The sequence below is a fragment of the Bradyrhizobium sp. ISRA464 genome (genome assembly GCF_029910095.1).
GTDB lineage: Bacteria > Pseudomonadota > Alphaproteobacteria > Rhizobiales > Xanthobacteraceae > Bradyrhizobium.
This window is the reverse complement of the sequence record NZ_CP094526.1, coordinates 941,887-963,304: the sequence shown is the minus strand read 5'-3', so window position 1 is coordinate 963,304 and position 21,418 is coordinate 941,887. Positions and strand designations below refer to the sequence as shown.

Genomic DNA, 21,418 nt, shown 5'->3' with positions numbered 1-21,418 from the left:
GATGGGTTTCGCTTCGCTCTACCCATCCTACTCGGATCACTACGTCGCCACCGCCCCCTCGCCGTCGGTCTCCAGCCGGAACGCGGCGGCGAACAGCGCGCGGGTGTATTCGCTCTTCGGGTTCTTGAACAGCGCCGAGGCCGGCCCCTCCTCCTCGACCTTGCCGGACTTCATCACGATCAGGTGGCTCGCGAGCGAGGCCACCACGCGCAGATCGTGCGAGATGAACATGTAGGTGAGATCGCGCTTGCGCTGCAGGTCGCGCAACAGGTCGACCATCTGCGCCTGGAGCAGCATGTCGAGCGCCGAGGTCGGCTCGTCCAGCACGATGAAGTTCGGCTCCAGCACGACCGCGCGCGCGATCGAGATGCGCTGGCGCTGACCGCCGGAGAATTCATGCGGATAGCGGAAGCGCCAGTCGGGATCGAGGCCAACATCCTTGAGCGCCTTCACCACCCGCGCCTCGCGCTCCTCACGCGACAGTTGCGGCTGGTGCACTTCCAGCCCCTCGGCAACGATGTCGCCCACCGACATACGCGGGCTGAGCGAACCGAACGGGTCCTGGAACACGATCTGCATGTCGCGGCGGAACGGCCGCATCTCCTTGAAGCGCAGGCCCTGGATATCCTTGCCGAGGAACACGATCGGTCCATTCGACGAGATCAGGCGCAACAGCGCCAGCCCCAGCGTGGTCTTGCCGGAGCCGGACTCGCCGACGACGCCGAGCGTCTCGCCCTTGCGAACCGCAAGGCTGACGCCGTCGACCGCCTTGATGTGGCCGACGGTGGAGCGCAACAGGCCGCGCTTGATGGGGAACCAGACCTTGAGATTGTCCGCCGACATCACGATCGGCGCTCCGGGTTGCGGCGGCGCCGGATCGGGCTTCGGCTCGGCCGCGAGCAGCGCGCGGGTATAAGCGTGCTTCGGCGCCGTGAAGACCTGCTCGACCGGGCCCTGCTCGACGATCTTGCCGTTGTTCATCACGCAGACCGTGTCGGCGATGCGGCGGACGATGCCGAGATCGTGGGTGATGAACAACAGGCTCATGCCGAGCCGGGTGCGGATTTCCGCGAGCAGCGTCAGGATCTGCGCCTGCACGGTGACGTCGAGCGCCGTGGTCGGCTCGTCCGCGATCAACAGATCCGGCTCGTTGGCGAGCGCCATCGCGATCATCACGCGCTGGCGCTGGCCGCCCGACAATTGGTGCGGATAGCTCTTGAGCCGCGTCTCCGGGTCGGGAATGCCGACCTGCCGCAGCAGTTCCAGCGTCCGCGCCCGAGCCGCCGCGCCGCCGATGCCCTGATGCAGCGACAGGATCTCGCCGATCTGCGATTCGATGGTGTGGAGCGGATTGAGCGAGGTCATCGGCTCCTGGAAGATGATCGAGATGTCGTTGCCGCGAACCTCGCGCATCTCCTGGTCGGACGCGGTCAAAAGATCCCGGCCGCGAAAGCGGATCGCACCGGAGGGATGCGACGCCACGGGATAGGGCAACAACTTCAGGATCGAGAGCGCGCTGACGGATTTTCCGGAACCGGACTCGCCGACGAGAGCCACGCACTCGCCGTGCTTGATCGAGAACGAGATCTGGTCGACCGCGACCGAAGGGCCGAACGCGACCGAGAGGTTGCGGATATCGAGCAGGGGCTGGTTGATGGCGTCCATGCGTCAGCCCTTCGAAAACGTCTTGCGCGGATCGAAGGCGTCGCGCGCGGCTTCGCCGATGAAGATCAGGAGCGACAACATGATCGCAACCGAGAAGAAGCCGGTGAGACCGAGCCACGGCGCCTGTACGTTGGCCTTGCCCTGCGACAGCAATTCGCCGAGCGACGGCGATCCGGGCGGCAGGCCGAAGCCGAGGAAGTCCAGCGCCGTCAGCGTCATCACCGAGGACGACACGATGAAGGGCAGGAACGTCATGGTCGCGACCATCGCGTTCGGCAGCAAGTGGCGGAACATGATCACGGCGTTGGAGACGCCGAGCGCGCGCGCCGCCTGGATGTACTCGAAGTTGCGCCCGCGCAGGAATTCGGCACGCACCAGGCCGACCAGCGACACCCACGAGAACAACAGCAGGATGCCGAGCAGGATGAAGAAGCCGGGCGGCAGCACCGCCGAGATGATCAGGAGCAGATAGAGCGAGGGAATCGCGGTCCAGATCTCGATCAGCCGCTGGAAGGTGAGGTCGATCCAGCCGCCGAAATAACCCTGCACGCCGCCGGCGGCGACGCCGATGATCGAGGACAGGATGGTCAGCGTCAGGCCGAACAGCACCGAGATGCGGAAGCCATAGATCAGCCGCGCAAGGACATCGCGCCCCTGATCGTCGGTGCCGAGCCAGTTATATTCGAGGTCGCGGCAGCTCTTCAGGCCCTTCCGCTGCACCACGTCCTTGCACTGCGTTTCGGTCAACCACCAGGTGGGCGGCGATGGCGCCGGGGTCGGCAGATCGAGGTTACGCGTGTCATAGGAATAGCGGATCGGGGGCCAGAACATGCTGCCGCCCTTGGCCGCAATCTGCTTCTGCAGGTAGGGGTCGCGATAGTCCGCCGCGGTCTCGAAGTCGCCGCCGAAGGTGGTCTCGGCGTAGCTGAACAGCACCGGCCAGTAGTAGTGGCCGTCGTACTTGACGACGAGCGGCTTGTCATTGGCGATGACGTTGGCGAACAGCGACACCACGAACAGCACGAGGAAGATCCAGAACGACCAGTAGCCGCGGCGGTTCGCCTTGAAGTTCTGCCAGCGCCGCTTGTTCAGCGGCGACGGCGCGAAGCCGTGGCGCGTGGCGGGCACCACCTCGCCGAGCGGCGATTGCGTCGAGGTCTCGACCGGCTTTGGCGCGAGCATCGTCATCAGACCTCCCGCGCCTCGAAATCGATCCGCGGATCGATCCACATATATGTGAGATCGGAGATCAGATTGACCACGAGCCCGACCAGCGAAAAGACGAACAGCGTCCCGAACACCACCGGATAGTCGCGATTGAGGACGCTCTCGAAGCTGAGCAGGCCGAGCCCGTCGAGCGAGAAGATGGTCTCGATCAGGAGCGAGCCGGAGAAGAAGGCGTGGATGAACGCGGCCGGGAATCCCGCGATCACGATCAGCATGGCATTGCGGAAGACATGGCCATAGAGCACCTGCCGCTCGCTGCAGCCCTTGGCTCGCGCCGTCATCACATATTGCTTGCGGATCTCGTCGAGGAACGAGTTCTTGGTGAGCAGCGTCATGGTGGCGAAGGCGCTGAGCGCCATCGATATTATCGGCAGCGTGATGTGCCAGAAATAGTCGATGATCTTCCAGTACCAGGGAAACTGCGACCAGCCGTCGGAGGTCAGCCCGCGCAGCGGGAAGATGTTGAAGAACGAGCCGCCGGCGAACAGGATGATCAGGAAGATCGCGAACAGGAAGCCCGGAATCGCGAAACCGATGATGATCACCGCCGAGGTCCAGGTGTCGAACCGCGATCCGTCCCGGACCGCCTTGCGGATGCCGAGTGGGATCGAGATCAGGTAGGTCAGCAGCGTCATCCAGAGCCCGAGTGAGATCGAGACCGGCAGCTTCTCCTTGATGAGCTGGATCACGCTGATGTCGCGGAAATAGCTCTTGCCGAAATCGAAGCGGGCAAAATTCCACACCATCAGGAGGAAGCGCTCCGGCGCCGGCTTGTCGAAGCCGAACTGCACCTCGAGCTTCTTGATGAAGTCGGGATCGAGACCCTGCGCGCCGCGGTATTTCGAGTTGATCGAGCTGGCCGCAGCGCCACCCTGGCCGCGCTGCGCCGCGAAATCACCGCCGCCGCCCGACACGCGCGAGGTGCCGCCCGTATCGGCGCCGTTGATCTGCGCGATGACGCGCTCGACCGGTCCGCCCGGAGCAAACTGCACGACCACGAAGGAGACGAACAGGATGCCCAGCAGCGTCGGCAACATCAGGAGAATGCGACGGGCAATATAGGCGCTCATTGTCTACTCGCCTGTTCGAGCTTCGCGGCCTTGGCCGCATCGTACCACCAGTTGTCAGGCGCACCGACGCCCGACGTATATTTCGCCAGCTTCTCCGGATGATCGAATTGGTCCCAGTAAGCGATTGGATGCGTGTTGCGGTACCACTGCGGCACCCAATAGCGTCCGGCGCGGAACACGCGATCGAAGGCACGGCAGGCAACCGTCAGCTCATGGCGGCTGTTGGCGCCGATGATCTTTTCGACCAGTGCGTCGATGACGGGACTGGAGGTCCCTGCGAGGTTGTAGGAGCCCTTGGTCTTGGCCGCCTGCGCGGAGAAGAACGGACGCATGCTGTCGCCGGGTGTAGCCGAGAAGCTGAAGCGCTGCATGGTCAGGTCGAAGTCGAAATCTTCCACCCGGGCGCGATACTGCACGGCATCGACCAAGCGGAGCGTCGCATCGATGCCCAGCGTTCCGAGATTCTTGATGAAGGGGCCATGGTGTGGCTGCAACGAGGGCTCGTCGGCAAGGAATTCGATGGTGAACACCTCGCCAGTCGGCAGCACGCGCTTGCCGTCCTTGATGAGGTAGCCGGCGTCATTGAGAAGCTGCGCGGCCTTGCGCAGCAGGGTGCGATCCTGGCCCGAACCGTCGGACATCGGCGGCACATAGGGCAGGCCAAACACCTCGTCCGGCATCTGACCGCGGAACGGCTCGAGCAGCGCGAGTTCTTCCGGCGAAGGCGATCCTTCCGCCACCATGTCCGAATTCTGGAACGGCGAGACCGTTCGCGCATAGGCATCGTACATGATGGTCTTGTTGGTCCACTCGAAGTCGAAGGCGTTGATCAGCGCCTCGCGCACGCGGGAATCCTTGAACTTGTCGCGTCGAGTGTTGATGAACCAGCCCTGTGCGCCGGATGGCGTGTCGTCGGGCAGCGTCTCGCGCTTGACGCGGCCGTCCCTCACCGCGGGGAAATCATACCGGGTCGCCCAGACGCGGGCGGTGAACTCCTCGCGGAACAAATAGTTCTTCGCGGTAAAGCCTTCGAAGGCGACATCGCGATCGCGATAGAATTCGTAGCGCACGGTGTCGAAATTGTAGTTGCCGCGACTGACCGGCAGGTCGGCTCCCCACCAGTCCTTGACGCGGTTAAATTCGATGTAACGGTTGACCTCGAACTTGCCGACGTTGTACGGCCCCGAGCCGAGCGGCGTATCGAGCGTCGATTCATCGAAGGGCCGCGTCGCGTAATAGGCCTTGGAGAAGATCGGCAGGCCCGCGACAAAGAGCGGCACGTCGCGCGCGCGATTCGGCGCGAAGCTCACGACGACGGTCGCATCGTCGGGCGCCTCGGCCTTCACGAAGTCGCGCAATTGCACGACGATCAGCGGATGGCCCTTTTCCTTCAGCGTGCTGAGCGAGAAGGCGACGTCCTGCGCGGTGAGCTTCGAGCCGTCATGGAAGCGCGCCTCTGGCCTCATGGTAAAGCGGTAGGTGAGCTTGTCCGGCGAGATCTGCACCGACTTCGCGGCGTAGCCGTACATCGCGTCGGGCTCATCATTGGCGCGCGACATCAGCGTCGCGAAGGTCATGTCCATGCCCTGCGCGCCCTCGCCCTTCATGATGTAGGCGTTGAGCGAGTTGAAGGTGTAATAGGATTGGTTGTTGGCACGCACCGATGGGATCGTCGAGAACACCCCACCCTTCGACGCGTTCGGATTGACATAGTCGAACTGCTTGAAATCCGCTGGATATTTCAGGTCGCCGAACGCCGATATGCCGTGCATCTCGGATCCGTTATCGGCGGCGGCCGGGGCTGCGCGAAATCCTGCAGCGCTCAACGCACCGATGCCGAGACCAAGTGCGTGCCGACGGGTGAATAGCGCCATGCGCGAATCCTTGACCTTATGAACTCTTGAGCTTGGCCGCCTTGTCGGCGTCGTACCACCAGATCAACGGGAATCCCGACAGACCGTATTTCGGCAACTGTGCCGGCCGACCGAACCGATCCCAGCGCGCCGTACGCACCTTCGGATAGTTCCATTGCGGGACGACGTAATGATTCCACAACAACACGCGGTCGAGCGCTTTGGTTGCAGCGACGAGATCTTCGCGGTCCGTCGCAAAAATCACCCGCTCGATCAGCTTGTCGATCACCGGGTTCTTGATGCCGACGATATTGCGGGATCCCGGCGCATCAGCGGCTTTCGTTCCCCAAAATTCGCGCTGCTCATTGCCAGGAGAGAGGGATTCCGGCCAGGACCCGACAACAATGTCGAAATCCCAATCGCGAAGTCGGTTCTCATATTGAATTGGATCAATCGTGCGCACACTGACCGACATTCCAAGCCGCTCGAGTGAGGGCTTGTAGGCCAGCATGACCCTTTCAAAATTCGGATCCTGGCTGAGCAATTCGATCGAGAAGGGCTCGCCGCTCTTTGAGTTCACCAGCTTGCGGTCGCGCACCTCGTAGCCGGCCTCCTTGAGCAGGCGTAATGCCTCGCGAAGATTGGCGCGCACGGCTTCAGGGTTTCCCCCGACCGGATTGGTGTAGGCCGTCGTGAATACTTCGGCCGGCACCTGTCCACGCAACGGTTCGAGAATGCCAAGCTCCTTGTCCTGTGGCAGGCCTGTCGCCATCAACTCCTCGGCGCCGTCGAAGTAGCTCGTGATGCGCTTGTACTGGCCGAAGAACAGCTGCTTGTTCACTTCCTCGAAGTCGAAGGCAAAGTTCAAAGCCCGCCGGACGCGCGGATCGGCGAATTTGGCGCGACGCAGGTTCGGCGCGAAGGCTTGCATGATGCCGGAACTGCGGTTGGGAAACTCCTCCAGCACCACGCGCTTGTCGGTGACGGCCGGAAAATCATAGGCGGTCGCCCAGGCCTTCGCGCTGTTCTCCGTACGCCAATCGATCTGATCGGCCTTGAACGCCTCGATCGCAACCGTGGGGTCCCTGAAGTACTCGTAACGCAGCTCGTCGAAATTGTTGGAGCCGACATTGGTCGCGAGGTCGCGCGCCCAATGGTCCTTGACCCGTTCCAGAGTCACAGTCCGTCCCGCGACAAACTCCTTGATGCGATACGGTCCCGATCCGAGCGGCTTCTCCAGCGTTGTCGCGGAGACATCACGCTTTCGGCCTTGGCCATCGGTGCCCTCCCACCAGTGCTTGGGCAGGATCGTCAGTTGGCCCACGATCTGCGGCAGTTCGCGATTGCCCGGCATGTCAAAGACAAACTTCACTTCGCGATCGCTGATTTTCTCCGCGCGCACCACATGGCTGTAGTAGGCAGAGAACATCGGATGGTGCGTCTTGAAGGCGCCGAGCGAAAAGATCACGTCTTCCGGGGTAACGGGCGCTCCGTCGTGCCACTTTGCCTGAGGGCGCAGGCGATAAACGACATAGGAGAAGTCGTCGGGATAACTTGCAGCCTCCGCCAGCAATCCATACTCGGTTGAGACTTCGTCGAGCGAAGGCGTGGTCAGCGATTCATAGATCTGCGCGACACCGCCTGCGATGGAGCCTTTCACGCCCGAGACGACGATGTTGAAATTATCGAAAGTGCCGATGGCGATTTGCCGGGCAAGGCCGCCCTTCGGTGCATCCGGATTGACATAGTCAAATCGCTTGAAGTCGGCTGGGTATTTGACATTGCCGAACAGCGACAGGCCATGCCGCCATTTGAGCCCGTTCGGGGCGCTATCCGCGAAGGCCGGCGTGACCGTGGACAAGCCGGAGTTGAGCCCAAGCGCGGGAGCCATTGCGGCCAGTGCGCTGCCTTGAAGAAGATGTCGTCGGGTGATCGCCAAATTCGTCTTTCCTGCTCGCGGCCCCCGGTTACATGGGACCCAATATAAGGCAACGGTTCGACAAATTACGTTGCTTTTTCCTCATGATAGTAACCCAGGAACGGTCCCGGTGCGGCGAAACGTCCCGATAACAACCCCGCGACACTCAATACCCATGCGAAAACGGCCAGGCATTGCCTGGCCGTTTCGTTCCCGCGTGATCGCGAAAAGCAAATCGCTACTTCGAAGCCGTCGGGACCGGAGCGGGATGGTCCGAATTCGAGTTCAGATAGGCGATGATGTCGGCGCGCTCGCTGTCCTTCGGAACGCCGGCGAAACCCATCGCGGTGCCCGGGATGAAGCCCTTCGGGTTGGTGAGGAACTTGTTGAGGTCGTCGAAGGTCCAGGTGCCGCCCTTGGCCTTCATCGCGGCCGAGAAGTTGAAGCCGCGGCCCTCGCCCCGGGGCTCGTTGACGATGCCATAGAGGTTCGGACCGACGCGGTTCGGACCGCCCTTCTCGAAGGTGTGGCAGGCCTGGCACTTCTTGGCCGCGGCAGCGCCCTTCTCCGCCGAGGCGGTCTGCAGGAGCTTCTCGATCGGCTCCGACTTGGCCGGGGCAGCCTCGCCGCCACCAGCGGGGGCCTCCTCCTTCGCCGCGATCTCAAAGCCCGGCTTCTCCGGCGCCTTCGGCGTGAACACCGCGCCAGCGGCAAAGCTCGTCACCAGGACAACAATGCAGGTGCCGAGAAGCGCACCGAGAATTTTATTGAGTTCGAAGGAGTCCATTTTGGGTCAGGCTCCGGGCCTTGAATGTCGACTTCAGGCCGGGAATACGGCCGCGCGGAAGGACCTGGGAATCGGCCTATCGCACCGCCCCCCAAGCAGCGTTTGAGATATCGGTTTGCCCGCGCTCTGGCAACCCGTATAAACGCGCCGGATTCAACCCCCTCCCCATCAATTTCCGCAGGCCGGACGGGCCCCGACACGAATGACCGAACCGCGTACCTTGGTGCTGATTCCCGCCCGCATGGCCGCCACGCGGCTGCCGGGAAAGCCGCTCTTGGACATCGCGGGCCAGCCGATGATCGTCCACGTGCTGCGGCGAGCCGAAGCGGCCCGGATCGGCCGGGTTGCGGTCGCCACCGACACGGCGGAGATCGCCGACGCGGTGAAGGCCGCGGGCGGCGAGGTGGTGATGACCCGCGCCGACCATCCGTCCGGCTCGGACCGGGTCCATGAGGCGATGATGATCCTGGATCCGGAGCAGACCGCCGAGATCGTGGTCAATCTGCAGGGCGATTTCCCGACCATCACGCCGGACACCATCCGCAGCGTGATGCCGGCACTGGCCGACCCTGCCGTCGATATTTCGACGCTGGCCTCGCAAATCCACACCGAGGAGGAGGACCGGGCCCCCAGCGTCGTCAAGGCGGTCGGCTCGCCGATCGGGGCGAACCGGCTCCGCGCGCTCTATTTCACCCGCGCCACCGCGCCCCATGGCGACGGTCCGCGCTACCATCATATCGGCCTCTATGCCTACCGCCGCGCAGCGCTTGAGCGGTTTGTGCGGCTGCCGCCCTCGCCGCTGGAATTGCAGGAGAAGCTCGAGCAGCTTCGCGCCCTGGAGGCCGGCATGCGGATTGACATCACGATCGTTGACACCGTCCCACGGGGCGTCGACACCCAGGCCGACCTCGAAACCGCGCGGCGGATGCTTTCCAAAGCCTGACCGGGTGCTAAAAGGCCGCGCAGGAAAGAGACCATGACCAAGAAGCTAAAAATCGCGTTCCAGGGCGAGCCTGGCGCCAATTCCCATATCGCGATCGTCGAGGCCTATCCGGACGCCGAACCGATGCCCTGCCCGACCTTCGAGGACGCGCTGGCCGCGATCTCCTCGGGCGAGGCCGATCTCGGCATGATCCCGATCGAGAACTCGGTCGCCGGCCGCGTCGCCGACATCCACCATCTGCTGCCGGATTCCGGCCTGTTCATCGTCGGCGAGTGGTTCCTGCCGATCCGCCACCAGCTGATGGCGATCAAGGGGACCAAGCTTGCCGACATCAAGACCGTGGAGAGCCATGTCCACGCGCTCGGCCAGTGCCGGCGCATGATCCGCAAGCTCGGCATCCGGCCGCTCGTCGCCGGCGACACCGCCGGCAGCGCGCGCGACATCGCCCACCGCGGCGACAGCAGCGTGGCGGCGATCGCCTCGCGCCTCGCCGCCGAGATCTACGGTCTCGATATCCTGGCCGAGGACATCGAGGACGAGGCCCATAACACCACCCGCTTCGTGGTGCTGGCGCGTGAGGCCAAATGGGCCGAGCAGGGCTCGGGGCCACTGGTCACCACTTTTGTCTTCCGGGTGCGCAACCTGCCCGCTGCGCTCTACAAGGCGCTGGGCGGCTTTGCCACCAACGGCGTCAACATGACCAAGCTCGAGAGCTATATGGTCGACGGCAATTTCTTCGCCACGCAATTCTATGCCGACGTCGACGGCCATCCGAACGACCGCGGCCTTGCCTTTGCGCTGGAGGAATTGAAATTCTTCTCGCGCGAATTCCGCATCGTCGGCGTCTATCCCGGCCACCCCTTCCGCGCGACCTTCAGTGAGAGGCAGGACTAGGCCCCTCCACCTGCACTTTCGCCGCCGCCTTTTTGCGCAGCCCGAACGCCTCGGCGAGCAGGCTGTATGACTTCTTCCGCGCGTCGTGGTCGTAGACCGCGGTAACCACCATCAGTTCGTCCGCCTGGGTCGCTGCGATCAGCGGCTGCAGCTTGGTCATCACGGTCGCGGGGCTGCCGACGAAGAAGCGCGAACGGTTGCGCACGATCGAGGCGCGATCGGCGTCGGTGTAGGGATAGGCCTCCGCCTCCTCGACGCTCGGCAGCGGCAGATACTGGCCGCGGTCGCGGCGCAGCCGGTTGAGATCCATCGACAGCGCGAGCTTCTCGGCCTCCGCATCCGTCTCGGCCGCGACGACGGCGACGGCAAGAATCGCCTGCGGAGCGGCGCGCCAGCCCGACGGCGTGAAATGCGCGCGATAGTTGGTCATCGCGGCGATCGCATCATGGGTGGCGAAATGGTGCGCGAACGCAAAACCCATCCCGACCTGCGCCGCGAGCTCGGCGGAGTAATCGCTCGAGCCCAGCAGCCAGATCGGCGGCAGCGGCGAATCGTCCGGCATCGCCACGACTTTGTTGTAGGGGTGACCGGCCGGGAAATCGCGCGTCTCCCACAAGGTCAGCTCATGCAGCCGTTCGAGGAAATCATCGCCCTCGCGGCGATCGAGCCGGCTCCTCAGGGCGTGGGCCGTGGCGCCATCGGTGCCAGGCGCGCGGCCAAGTCCGAGATCGATCCGGCCGGGAAACAGCGCCTCCAGCATCTTGAAGCGCTCGGCGACCACGAGCGGCGCATGGTTCGGCAGCATCACGCCGCCGGAGCCGACGCGGATGTTCTGCGTCACCGCCGCGATCTGCCCGATTATCAGATCGGGCGCGGGGCTCGCAACGGAAGCAAGGTTATGATGCTCGGCGAGCCAATACCTGCTATAGCCGAGGCCATCGACGTGGCGCGCCAGATCGATGCTGTTGCGCAGCGCGGCGGCAGGTCTGGTGCCTGATGTGACGACGGAAAGGTCGAGGACGGACAGCGGGATCATGGCGAACAACCTAGTGTGGCCCGCAGAGCCGACAAAGGCCCAGGCCGCGCAGGTCAGTCCCGCATCGGAAGGGCGATGCCCGTGGTCGCGGCCCTTGTGCAGATTGGGATGAAATACGACAATTCGCCAATGACACAATCCTGCCCACACCTATTGCCAACGCAATTGCCTGGTGGCTCATGAATTTTTTTTAACAGTTTCAATTATTTGCTGTTTTAGAACAAGACCATCAGGCGCTATCCCACTCTCCTTGTTCTCTGAGCGACTTGGACCACATATCTATCCATATTGGGCAATTTCCCATATTCGATGGGCTGTAAGGAGAGTGCGGTTTCGCTTATCCTAACGCGTCCATATTCAAGCCTGACGTCTGCCCACGTGTTGCGGAGCTCTTGCGTATCATGACCGAGATCGTCTCGCCCGCGTCGAACGGGCACCGCGCGCCCAAGACTCCCAAAATCTCCTTCGAGTTCTTCCCGCCGAAGACCGAGGAGATGGAGCGCAATCTCTGGGAGGCCATCAACCGTCTGGCGCCGCTGACGCCGAACTTCGTATCGGTGACCTATGGCGCCGGCGGCTCGACCCGCGAGCGCACCCATTCGACCATCACCCGCATCTTGCGGGAGACCGAGCTGCTGCCGGCGGCGCATCTGACCTGCGTCGGCGCCGCGCGCGGTGAGATCGACGAGATCGTCGACCGCTATCACGAGGTCGGCGTCCGCCACATCGTGGCATTGCGCGGCGATCCGCCGGGGGGCATCGGCACGCCCTATTTCACCCATCCGGACGGCTACCAGAGCTCGGCCGAGCTCGTCGCCGGGATCAAGAAGCGCCATCCCGATATCGAGATCTCGGTGTCGGCCTATCCCGAGAAGCATCCGGAAGCCGCCAGCTTCGATGCCGACATCGATACGCTGAAGGCCAAGGTCGATGCGGGTGCTGCGCGCGCGATCACCCAGGTGTTCTTCGACAACGAGCTCTATTACCGCTACGTCGACAAGGTGCGGGCGCGCGGCATCGAGATCCCGATCGTTCCGGGCATCATGCCGATGCACAATTTCAAGCAGGCCCGCAACTTCGTGACCCGCGCCGGCACCAGCGTGCCGGACTGGCTCGCCGAGAAGTTCGACGGCCTCGACAACGACGCCGAGACCCGCAAGCTGGTCGCCGCCACCGTGGCCGCCGGCCAGGTGCAGAAGCTGTTCAAGCACGGCGTCGACACGTTCCACTTCTACACCATGAACCGCGCGGACCTCGTGTTCGCGATCAGCCATCTGCTCGGCATCCGGCCGAATGGCACCCAGAAAGCTGCCTGATCCATGACAGTCCCTGTTTCTCCGAAGCGTACCGCCCTGCTCGCGGCTGCCCGCGAGCGCATCCTGGTGCTCGACGGCGCCATGGGCACGATGATCCAGGGCCTGCAGTTCGACGAGGCCGCCTTCCGCGGCGAGCGCTTCAAGGACTTCCACCGCGACATCAAGGGCAACAACGACGTCCTGATCCTGACCCAGCCTGACGCGATCGAGGATATCCACGCCGCCTATTTGCGCGCCGGAGCCGACATCGTCGCGACCAACACCTTCTCCTCGACCTCGATCGCGCAGGCCGACTACGACATGTCTGACCTCGCCTATGAGCTGAACCGCGAGGGCGCGAAGCTGGCGCGTGCCGCCGCGGCGCGCGTCTCGGCCGAGGACGGCAAGCAGCGCTTCGTGGCCGGCGCGCTCGGCCCGACCAACCGCACCGCCTCGATCTCGCCCGATGTGTCGAACCCCGGCTACCGCGCGGTGACCTTCGACGATTTGCGCAAGGCTTATGGCGAGCAGGCGCGCGGCTTGCTCGATGGCGGCGCCGACATGCTGCTGGTCGAGACCATCTTCGACACGCTGAACGCCAAGGCCGCGCTCTACGCGATCTCCGAGATCATCGAGGAGCGCGGCATCGACGTGCCCGTGATGATCTCCGGCACCATCACCGACAAGTCCGGCCGCCTGCTCTCCGGCCAGTTGCCGGAAGCGTTCTGGCACTCGGTGCGGCACGCCAAGCCTGTGACGATCGGTTTCAACTGCGCGCTGGGTGCCGAGGATCTGCGCAGCCACATCGCCGATATCGGACGTGTCGCCGACACGCTGGTTTGCGCGTATCCGAATGCCGGCCTGCCCAACGAGTTCGGCCAGTATGACGAGACGCCGGACTACATGGCGCGGCTGATCGGCGAGTTCGCGCGCGACGGCCTCGTCAACATCGTCGGCGGCTGCTGCGGCACCACCCCCGACCATATCGCCGCGATCGCCAGGGCCGTCGCTCCACACAAGCCGCGCGTGGTGCCCGAGATCGCACCGCGGCTGCGGTTGTCCGGCCTCGAGCCGTTCACGCTGACCGATGCGATCCCCTTCGTGAACGTCGGCGAGCGCACCAACGTCACCGGCTCGGCGCGCTTCCGCAAGCTGATCACCGCCGGCGATTACACCGCAGCCCTTCAGGTCGCTCGCGACCAGGTCGAGAACGGCGCCCAGGTGATCGACGTCAACATGGACGAGGGCCTGCTCGACTCCGAGCAGGCGATGGTGACGTTCCTCAACCTCGTCGCCGCCGAGCCCGACATCGCGCGGGTGCCCATGATGGTCGACTCCTCGAAATTCCACGTCATCGAGGCCGGCCTGAAATGCATCCAGGGCAAGCCGATCGTGAACTCGATCTCGCTGAAGGAAGGCGAGGACAAGTTCATCCACGAGGCAACGGTCGCCCGGCGCCACGGCGCCGCCGTGGTGGTGATGGCCTTCGACGAGACCGGACAGGCCGACACCTTCACGCGCAAGATCGAGATCTGCAAGCGCGCCTACGACATCCTGGTCGTCAGGCTCGACTTCCCGCCCGAGGACATCATTTTCGATCCGAACATCTTCGCGATCGCGACCGGCCTCGATGAGCACAACAATTACGGCGTCGACTTCATCGAGGCGACGCGCTGGATCCGGAAGAACCTGCCCGGCGCCCACATCTCGGGCGGCGTGTCCAATCTGTCGTTCTCGTTCCGCGGCAACGAGCCGGTGCGCGAGGCGATGCACTCGGTGTTCCTGTATCACGCGATTCACGCCGGCATGGACATGGGCATCGTCAATGCCGGACAGATGATCGTCTATGACGACATCGATCCCGAGCTGCGCCAGGTGTGCGAGGACGTGATCCTCAATCGCGACGCGAGCGCCTCCGAGCGGCTGCTGGCGCTCGCCGACAAGTTCCGCGGCAAGGAGAAGCAGGCCAAGGAGGCCGACCTCGCCTGGCGCGAATGGCCGGTCGAGAAGCGGCTGAGCCACGCGCTGGTGCACGGCATCACCGAGTTCATCGAGGAAGACACCGAAGCCGCCCGGCAGAATGCCGCCCGCCCGCTCGATGTCATCGAGAGGCCGCTGATGGCCGGCATGAACGTGGTCGGTGATCTCTTCGGCGACGGCAAGATGTTCCTGCCGCAGGTGGTGAAGTCGGCGCGCGTGATGAAGCAGGCGGTCGCCTATCTGATGCCGTTCATGGAGGAGGAGAAGGCGCGCAACCTCGCCAACGGCGTGACCGGCGACGGCCGCAGCGCCGCCGGCAAGATCGTGCTCGCGACCGTTAAGGGCGACGTCCACGACATCGGCAAGAACATCGTCGGCATCGTGCTCCAGTGCAACAATTTCGAGGTCATCGACCTCGGCGTGATGGTGCCCGCCAACAAGATCATCGAGACCGCGAAGGCCGAAGGCGCCGACATCATCGGCCTGTCCGGCCTGATCACGCCCTCGCTCGACGAGATGAGCTTCCTCGCCGGCGAGCTGGAGCGGCAGGGCCTGAAGCTGCCGCTTCTGATCGGCGGTGCCACCACGAGCCGGGTCCACACCGCCGTGAAGATCGACCCGAACTATCCGGGCGGGCCGGTGGTCCACGTCAATGACGCGAGCCGCGCGGTCGGCGTCGCCTCCTCGCTGATGTCGCTCGAGAAGAAGCAGGCCTATGCCGCCGAGGTGCGTGCCGAATACGCCAAGATCTCCGCGGCGCATTTCCGCGCCCAGGCCGACAAGAGGCGGCTGAAGCTCTCCGACGCCCGCGCCAACAAGGTCGCGATCGACTTTGCCGCCGCGCCGCCGAAGCAGCCGGCGTTCTTCGGCCTGAAGAGCTTCGACGCCTACGACCTCGCCGAGCTCGCCGGCTACATCGACTGGACGCCGTTCTTCCAAACCTGGGAATTGGCCGGCCGCTTCCCGGCGATCCTCGACGATCCCAAGATCGGCGAGGTTGCTCGCTCGCTCTATGACGACGCGCGCAAGATGCTCGACACGATCATCAAGGAGAAGTGGTTCACCGCCCGCGCCACCATCGGCTTCTGGCCGGCCAACACGGTCGGCGACGACATCGAAGTCTATGCCGACGAGACGCGAAGCGAGAAGATCGCGACCTTCCATACGCTGCGCCAGCAGCTCGAGAAGCGCGAGGGCCGCTTCAACGCCGCGCTGTCGGACTTCATCGCGCCGAAGGAGTCCGGCTTGCCGGATTATATCGGCGGCTTCGTCGTCACCGCCGGCATCGGCGAGGATGCGGTCGCCGACCGCTTCAAGAAAGCCAATGACGACTACTCCTCGATCCTGTGCAAGGCGCTGGCCGACCGGTTGGCCGAGGCCTTTGCCGAGCGCATGCACCAGCGCGTGCGCAAGGAGTTCTGGGGCTACGCGCCTGACGAGGCCTGGTCGTCGGAGGAGCTGATCCTCGAGAAATACGACGGCATCCGTCCCGCGCCGGGCTATCCGGCGCAGCCCGACCACACCGAGAAGCGGACGCTGTTTTCGCTGCTCGATGCCGAGAACACCGCCGGCGTGAAGCTCACCGAGAGCTTTGCGATGTGGCCGGGCTCCTCGGTCTCGGGACTCTACTTCTCGCACCCCGAGAGCTTCTATTTCGGCGTCGGCAAGATCGAGCGCGACCAGGTCGAGGATTACGCCGCGCGCAAGGACATGACGACCGCAGAGATCGAGCGCTGGCTCGCGCCGATCCTGAACTACATCCCGTCGCAGGATGGCGCGAAGGAGCCCGCGATCGCGCCGGCGGCCACGCCGGCCAACGACGTTACCGAAGCGGACCTCGCCTCGCACCCGCAGGGCTGCACCTGCGCCATGCATCTCGCCTGGCGGAAGAAGAAAGTGGGCGTGGGGTAGCTCTTCGGCGCCGTAGCCCGGATGCAGCGAAGCGCAATCCGGGGTAGCTGCGATTGAACGGTCGCCGGTCCCGGATTTCGCTTGCGCTTCATCCGGGTTACGATTGCCCTGACACTTGTCATCGCCGGACTTGACCCGGCGATCCATCTTCCGACAATCTTCTCGCTGACGTCGATGGATGCGCGGATCAAGTCCGCGCATGACGAGCGGAGTGAGCTGCCCATGCAATTCTTCTCCTTCTGGCGGTCGCTGGCGAGTTTTCGGGTGCGGATCGCGCTCAACCTGAAACAGGTGCCGGCCGAGGTGATCCTGGTCGACATCGATGCCGATGCGCATCGGGCCGAGGCCTATCGCAAGATCAATCCGCAGATGGCGCTGCCGGCGCTGATCACCGATGACGGCACCGTGCTGGTGCAGTCGCTCGCGATCATCGACTATCTCGACGAGACCTATCCGACCCCGCCGCTGCTGCCGGCCGACGCGCTCGGCCGGGCGCGGGTGCGCGCGCTGGCGCTGATGGTCGCCTGCGAGGGCCATCCACTGCTGACGCCGCGGGTGCGGCGCTATCTCGACCGCGAGCTCGATCTGCGCGACAGCCAGCAAAGCGCCTGGCGGCGGCACTGGACGGTCGAGACGCTGGTCGCGCTCGAAGGCCACCTCGCCGGCAACAAGGCGACCGGTCAGTTCTGCCACGGCGATGCACCTGGTCTCGCCGACATCTGCCTGGTCAGCCATGTCACCGCGGCAATCAACCAACAGATCAACCTCTCGCCCTGGCCGACCGTGAAACGCATCCACGAGACCGCGATGGCGCTGCCCGCCTTTGCCAAGGCGCACCCCTCGGCGCAGCCCGACACGCCGGAGGCGATGCCGGCGAAGTAGTACGCAATCAAAGCCGTCGATCGCGCCGAGGTCTCTCTCGATTCGTCCCGGTGATAACCGAGACGACCTGGAGGACGCGTTCAATTGTCAAACAGCCTGTCGCACTGTCATCACCCGCGAATGCGGGTGATCCAGTATTCCAGAGACGTCGGTGTTTGAGCCGAGACGCCGCGGCGTACTGGATGCCCCGCATGCGCGGGGCATGACGATTGAGGGATATGGGTTCGCAGTCTCGCGACGTGAACCGCCCGAGTTTTGCATCTCGTTTCGCCCTCTCCTTGATCAGAGGGCGCAGGGAAAGCCGGGGGCCGATCGCACCCATGGGCCCTGTGCGACAAAAAAAAGCACAGGGGTAGGACCACAGGTGAAACCGGAGCAATCCCGGCTTTCCCTGCGCGATGGGTTACGGCTTACTTCGTGCTCTCCCCGGCGAGACTTGGCTTTTTTGTCACCGTCTTCGCAAAGACGCGTTCCGCGTTTTGCGACGAGACACCTGCCACTGGGGCGTCGGAACCACACGACTTCACCGTCCGCCTTGCGGGTGCTCGTCAGTCACACGCTCGGCGTCCACCGCATCTCACCACAACACTCGTGACGACCGCGAAGCGCCCCTCAATCGGGTGAGACGCGCGGATTCAACACCTGAGTTGGGTCAAACGCGAAGCGGAAACTTGCCCGTCGGGGTGATTTGTCGCACCCCTTGCCGGAATACTTACCCCTTCGGTGGCGCCAGCGGCTGCACGATCTCCTTGAACGCCGGCAGCGCCTCGCAGCGTTCAGCGTGGGCCTTCAGCGCTTGGTAGCGATGGTCGAACAGATGCGGATGCGCTTCGCCGGTGAAGCGCAGCGCGCAGGCCAATGCGATGTCGGAATGCCCGATGCGCTCGCCGAACAGATAGGGCGTCGTGATCGTGCTTCGCTCCTTCTCCAGCGCATCGAGCGCGCCCGTGATCTGCGCCTCGCAACGATCGACCCAGAGCTTGAGCTGCTCCTTGCGCAGCACGCTCTCATAGACGAGGCTCACCGACTTGTCGCCGAGCCCGGTGGCGATCGCGCAGATGCGGAGCTGGTGGCGCCGCTCCTGTCCCCTCGGCGGCAGCATGGCGCGCTCGGGCCCAACGGTCTCGTCGAGATAATCGAGGATCGCGGCCGAATCGATCAGCGCCTCGCCGTCGTCGAGCACCAGCGTCGGCACCCGCCGCAGCGGGTTGTAGGGCGCGATCAGCTCGGCATCGCCGAAGGTCGACCACGGTTTGTGCTGGAAGTTGAAGCCATAGAGCCTGAGCGCGATCGCCGTGCGGCGAACGAAGGGCGAGTCGTACTGGCCGATCAGGAACATGTGTCATCTCGTCGGTCATGCCGCAGCGGACCATGCTTCGAAAGCCGGGCATTTCGAAGAGAGACGGCCGCGCCGAGGTCAAAGGTTGCGCTTTGCACCATCCTAGATGGGCTGCGCCGCGTTGCAACAAGATCATGATCTTTGGTCGTGGGTCGCGCTGGAGCTTGCACGAGGGACGCCGGCGGAGCTGGCCTATCCATTTACCCTATCATCGGCACATGCTTCGCCGCATCGCGCGGTGCAGTCCCGTCGAGCCGCGGATCATCAGCCACTTCGATCTGCCGCCGAAACGGACGAAAGCCGGAGCGCTGGTAGAAGGCGAGTGCGGACGGGTGATCGAAGGTGCAGGTGTGCACCCAGACGCGCCCGACGTCGTTCCTCCAGGCAAGCTCGAGCGCGCGGTTCATCAGATACCGGCCGGCGCCGCTGCCGATCAGGTTTGAGGTGACGCCGAAGAAGACGAGCTCGCAATGGCCGTGCTCGCGGAAATCGAGTTCGAGCAGGCCCTCGTCGCTTCCATCTGCGACCAGCGCATAGATCTCGACGCCGGGCGCGTGGATGAGCGCGGCGAGCTTCGCGTCGCTCAGCCGCGTGCGGGAGAACCACAGCCACTCCTCGCCGACGCGGCGATAGAGGTCGCGATACCAGTCGAGCGCGGGCCGATCGACCCGGCGCAGGCGCCATACGCCGGCCGGATCGTCGCGCTGCGGCGGACGCGCGGTCATTTCGAGATGGGTGACGACGGCAGCGATCTTGCCGGCGGGGACATCGGAGTAGCCATCGGGCAACATCATCACGCGACCCCTGTTTTGTTTCCACGTTGCAGGCGATGCTCGATCTGCAGCAGATGCAGGCGAAGTAGATCAGTACGCGACGTGACCGGCTCGAACCGGAAGGGAAGAGCCCTCTCCCGCTTGCGGGGGAGGGTTGGGTGGGGGCTCTCTCCGCGAATCATATTGTGGAGAGAACCCCCACCCGCTGCGCTCTTGAGCGCAGCGACCTCCCCCGCAAGCGGGAGAGGTGCAGCGAGCCCGCCGCACGACCGCGCCCCTATTCCCCCTCGTCGCTTGCCAGCACGCCCTTCACGGCGCGGGCCCAGCCGGCGAGCTTGCGCTCGCGCGTGGCCTGGCTCATCGCCGGCTTGAAGCGGTGCTCGAGCCGCCAGTTGTCGGCGAATTTCGCGGGCTCCGGATAGACGTCGGCGTTGAGGCCGGCGAGATAGGCGGCACCCAGCGCCGTGGTCTCCTGGATCATCGGGCGGTCGACCGGCGCGTTGAGCAGATCGGCGAGCCGCTGCATGGTCCAGTCGGATGCCGTCATGCCGCCGTCGACGCGCAGCACGGTGTTGGCGGCGTTGGCCTCCGGCCAGTCGGTGCGCATCGCGGCCCACAGATCGAAGGTCTGGTAGCAGACGCTCTCCAGCGTCGCATGGGCGAGCTCGGCCGGGCCGGTGTTGCGGGTCAGCCCGAACAGCGCGCCGCGCACGCGCGGATTCCAGTACGGCGCGCCCATGCCGACGAAGGCCGGCACCAGATAGATGCTCTGCATGGAATCCGATTTATCGGCGAGCGGGCCGGTCTCGGCCGCATGCTTGATGATGCCAAGCCCGTCGCGCAGCCACTGCACCGCGGATCCGGCAACGAAGATCGAGCCTTCGAGTGCATAAGTGCGCATGCCCCCGAGCTGATAGGCGATGGTGGTGAGCAGCTTGTTCTTCGAGACGACCGGCGTCGTGCCGGTGTTGAGCAGCGCGAAGCAGCCGGTGCCGTAGGTCGATTTCATCATGCCCGGCTCGAAGCAGGCCTGGCCGATGGTCGCGGCCTGCTGGTCGCCGGCGATGCCGGAGATCGCGATTGGGCCGCCGAACAAATCGGCGCTGCTCTCGCCGTAGCGGGCGGAGGAATCCTTCACCTCCGGGAGCATCGAGCGCGGCACGCGCAGCAGCTTGACGAGATCGTCATCCCATTCGCCGGTGTGGATGTTGAACAGCAGCGTGCGCGAGGCGTTGGTGGCATCGGTGGCGTGCACCTTGCCGCCGGTGAGCCGCCACAGCAGGTAGCAGTCGACGGTGCCGAACAGCAGCTCGCCGCGCTCGGCGCGCTCGCGCGCGCCCGGCACGTGATCGAGAATCCACGCGACCTTGGTGCCGGAGAAATAGGGATCGATGATCAGGCCGGTCTTGGCCGAGATCGCGGGCTCAAGGCCCTCGGCCTTCAGCGCGGCGCAGATATCGGCGGTGCGGCGATCCTGCCAGACGATGGCGCGGTGCACCGCCTGCCCGGTGGCGCGGTCCCACACCACGGTGGTCTCGCGCTGGTTGGTGATGCCGATCGCGGCGATATCCTTCGCCTTCAACCCGGCCTTCTCCAGCGCCTCGCGGCACACCATCACGGTCGAGGTCCAGATATCCTCCGGCTCGTGCTCGACCCAGCCCGAGGCGGGGAAATGCTGCGGGAATTCCTGCTGCGCGACCGCGGCGATGGAAATGTCGCTGCGGAACACCATGGCGCGCGACGAGGTGGTGCCCTGATCAATGGCCAGCACGAAAGACATGAGCGTTTCCTTAAGGCATCCCGAAGGTGATTTATCGGGGCCAAAGGAGCGGATTACCGCGGCAA

At 64.4% G+C, this 21,418-nt stretch carries 15 protein-coding genes; 5 read left to right on the top strand and 10 right to left on the bottom strand.

The window, feature by feature from the left end:
* Positions 1–39: 39 nt before the first annotated feature.
* The 6 genes from MTX19_RS04450 to MTX19_RS04425 all read right to left on the bottom strand — a co-directional run bounded on the left by MTX19_RS04450 (position 40) and on the right by MTX19_RS04425 (position 8,520).
* Positions 40–1,665 carry an ABC transporter ATP-binding protein gene (locus MTX19_RS04450; protein ID WP_280985857.1) on the bottom strand — a complete coding sequence of 542 codons (1,626 nt, stop codon included), beginning with the start codon at positions 1,663–1,665 and terminating at the stop codon, positions 40–42.
* A 3-nt stretch (positions 1,666–1,668) separates the two neighbouring features.
* Positions 1,669–2,853: an ABC transporter permease gene (locus tag MTX19_RS04445; protein WP_280982597.1), complete on the bottom strand. Its 1,185-nt coding sequence runs from the start codon at positions 2,851–2,853 to the stop codon at positions 1,669–1,671.
* Positions 2,853–3,962 (bottom strand): microcin C ABC transporter permease YejB, encoded by a 1,110-nt coding sequence (locus tag MTX19_RS04440; RefSeq protein ID WP_280974257.1) that lies wholly within the window; start codon positions 3,960–3,962, stop codon positions 2,853–2,855. The genes MTX19_RS04445 and MTX19_RS04440 overlap by 1 nt, the downstream gene beginning before the upstream one ends.
* Positions 3,959–5,836 carry an extracellular solute-binding protein gene (locus MTX19_RS04435; RefSeq protein ID WP_280982595.1) on the bottom strand — a complete coding sequence of 626 codons (1,878 nt, stop codon included), beginning with the start codon at positions 5,834–5,836 and terminating at the stop codon, positions 3,959–3,961. The genes MTX19_RS04440 and MTX19_RS04435 overlap by 4 nt, the downstream gene beginning before the upstream one ends.
* 16 nt (positions 5,837–5,852) lie before the next feature.
* A complete protein-coding gene (locus MTX19_RS04430) occupies positions 5,853–7,754 on the bottom strand; it encodes an extracellular solute-binding protein (protein ID WP_280982594.1) in 1,902 nt (633 codons plus the stop codon).
* Positions 7,755–7,971: 217 nt separating this feature from the next.
* Positions 7,972–8,520, bottom strand: coding sequence for a cytochrome c family protein (locus tag MTX19_RS04425; protein WP_280974260.1), 549 nt, complete (start codon positions 8,518–8,520; stop codon positions 7,972–7,974).
* 202 nt (positions 8,521–8,722) lie between these two features.
* Between MTX19_RS04425 and MTX19_RS04420 the strand changes: the two genes are divergently transcribed.
* Entirely contained in the window at positions 8,723–9,463 is a 741-nt protein-coding gene (locus MTX19_RS04420; RefSeq protein WP_280985856.1) for a 3-deoxy-manno-octulosonate cytidylyltransferase, read from the top strand.
* A gap of 33 nt (positions 9,464–9,496) precedes the next feature.
* Positions 9,497–10,357, top strand: a complete 861-nt coding sequence (locus tag MTX19_RS04415; RefSeq protein WP_280982592.1) for a prephenate dehydratase — start codon at positions 9,497–9,499, stop codon at positions 10,355–10,357.
* Here the strand turns inward: MTX19_RS04415 and MTX19_RS04410 are convergent.
* Complete coding sequence (locus MTX19_RS04410) at positions 10,338–11,393, bottom strand: LLM class flavin-dependent oxidoreductase (RefSeq protein WP_280982591.1); 1,056 nt, start codon at positions 11,391–11,393, stop codon at positions 10,338–10,340. The two genes, MTX19_RS04415 and MTX19_RS04410, sit on opposite strands and share 20 nt — an antisense overlap.
* Before the next feature lie 401 nt (positions 11,394–11,794).
* Here MTX19_RS04410 and metF point away from each other — a divergent pair, with 401 nt between their 5' ends.
* From metF to maiA, 3 genes are all read left to right on the top strand, one after another.
* On the top strand, positions 11,795–12,709 hold the full coding sequence (gene metF, locus MTX19_RS04405) for a methylenetetrahydrofolate reductase [NAD(P)H] (RefSeq protein ID WP_280982590.1): 915 nt from the start codon (positions 11,795–11,797) through the stop codon (positions 12,707–12,709).
* 3 nt (positions 12,710–12,712) lie between these two features.
* Positions 12,713–16,579, top strand: coding sequence for a methionine synthase (gene metH / locus MTX19_RS04400; protein ID WP_280982589.1), 3,867 nt, complete (start codon positions 12,713–12,715; stop codon positions 16,577–16,579).
* Positions 16,580–16,660: 81 nt separating this feature from the next.
* Positions 16,661–17,461: a maleylacetoacetate isomerase gene (gene maiA / locus MTX19_RS04395; protein ID WP_348638378.1), complete on the top strand. Its 801-nt coding sequence runs from the start codon at positions 16,661–16,663 to the stop codon at positions 17,459–17,461.
* Positions 17,462–18,173: 712 nt separating this feature from the next.
* Here maiA and MTX19_RS04390 read toward each other — a convergent pair.
* The 3 genes from MTX19_RS04390 to glpK form a co-directional block, all read right to left on the bottom strand.
* On the bottom strand, positions 18,174–18,800 hold the full coding sequence (locus tag MTX19_RS04390) for a glutathione S-transferase family protein (protein WP_280982588.1): 627 nt from the start codon (positions 18,798–18,800) through the stop codon (positions 18,174–18,176).
* Positions 18,801–19,000: 200 nt separating this feature from the next.
* On the bottom strand, positions 19,001–19,594 hold the full coding sequence (locus MTX19_RS04385) for a GNAT family N-acetyltransferase (RefSeq protein WP_280982587.1): 594 nt from the start codon (positions 19,592–19,594) through the stop codon (positions 19,001–19,003).
* A 256-nt stretch (positions 19,595–19,850) separates the two neighbouring features.
* Positions 19,851–21,353 carry a glycerol kinase GlpK gene (gene glpK / locus MTX19_RS04380; protein WP_280982586.1) on the bottom strand — a complete coding sequence of 501 codons (1,503 nt, stop codon included), beginning with the start codon at positions 21,351–21,353 and terminating at the stop codon, positions 19,851–19,853.
* Positions 21,354–21,418 lie beyond the last annotated feature (65 nt).

Excerpts from the sequence above, each read along its gene's own strand:
- MTX19_RS04450 (WP_280985857.1), bottom strand. The coding sequence starts at position 1,665 with ATGGACGCCATCAACCAGCCCCTGCTCGATATCCGCAACCTCTCGGTC.
- MTX19_RS04445 (WP_280982597.1), bottom strand. The coding sequence starts at position 2,853 with ATGACGATGCTCGCGCCAAAGCCGGTCGAGACCTCGACGCAATCGCCG.
- MTX19_RS04440 (WP_280974257.1), bottom strand. The coding sequence starts at position 3,962 with ATGAGCGCCTATATTGCCCGTCGCATTCTCCTGATGTTGCCGACGCTG.
- MTX19_RS04435 (WP_280982595.1), bottom strand. The coding sequence starts at position 5,836 with ATGGCGCTATTCACCCGTCGGCACGCACTTGGTCTCGGCATCGGTGCG.
- MTX19_RS04425 (WP_280974260.1), bottom strand. The coding sequence starts at position 8,520 with ATGGACTCCTTCGAACTCAATAAAATTCTCGGTGCGCTTCTCGGCACC.
- MTX19_RS04420 (WP_280985856.1), top strand. The coding sequence starts at position 8,723 with ATGACCGAACCGCGTACCTTGGTGCTGATTCCCGCCCGCATGGCCGCC.
- MTX19_RS04415 (WP_280982592.1), top strand. The coding sequence starts at position 9,497 with ATGACCAAGAAGCTAAAAATCGCGTTCCAGGGCGAGCCTGGCGCCAAT.
- MTX19_RS04410 (WP_280982591.1), bottom strand. The coding sequence starts at position 11,393 with ATGATCCCGCTGTCCGTCCTCGACCTTTCCGTCGTCACATCAGGCACC.
- metF (WP_280982590.1), top strand. The coding sequence starts at position 11,795 with ATGACCGAGATCGTCTCGCCCGCGTCGAACGGGCACCGCGCGCCCAAG.
- metH (WP_280982589.1), top strand. The coding sequence starts at position 12,713 with ATGACAGTCCCTGTTTCTCCGAAGCGTACCGCCCTGCTCGCGGCTGCC.
- MTX19_RS04390 (WP_280982588.1), bottom strand. The coding sequence starts at position 18,800 with ATGTTCCTGATCGGCCAGTACGACTCGCCCTTCGTTCGCCGCACGGCG.
- MTX19_RS04385 (WP_280982587.1), bottom strand. The coding sequence starts at position 19,594 with ATGATGTTGCCCGATGGCTACTCCGATGTCCCCGCCGGCAAGATCGCT.
- glpK (WP_280982586.1), bottom strand. The coding sequence starts at position 21,353 with ATGTCTTTCGTGCTGGCCATTGATCAGGGCACCACCTCGTCGCGCGCC.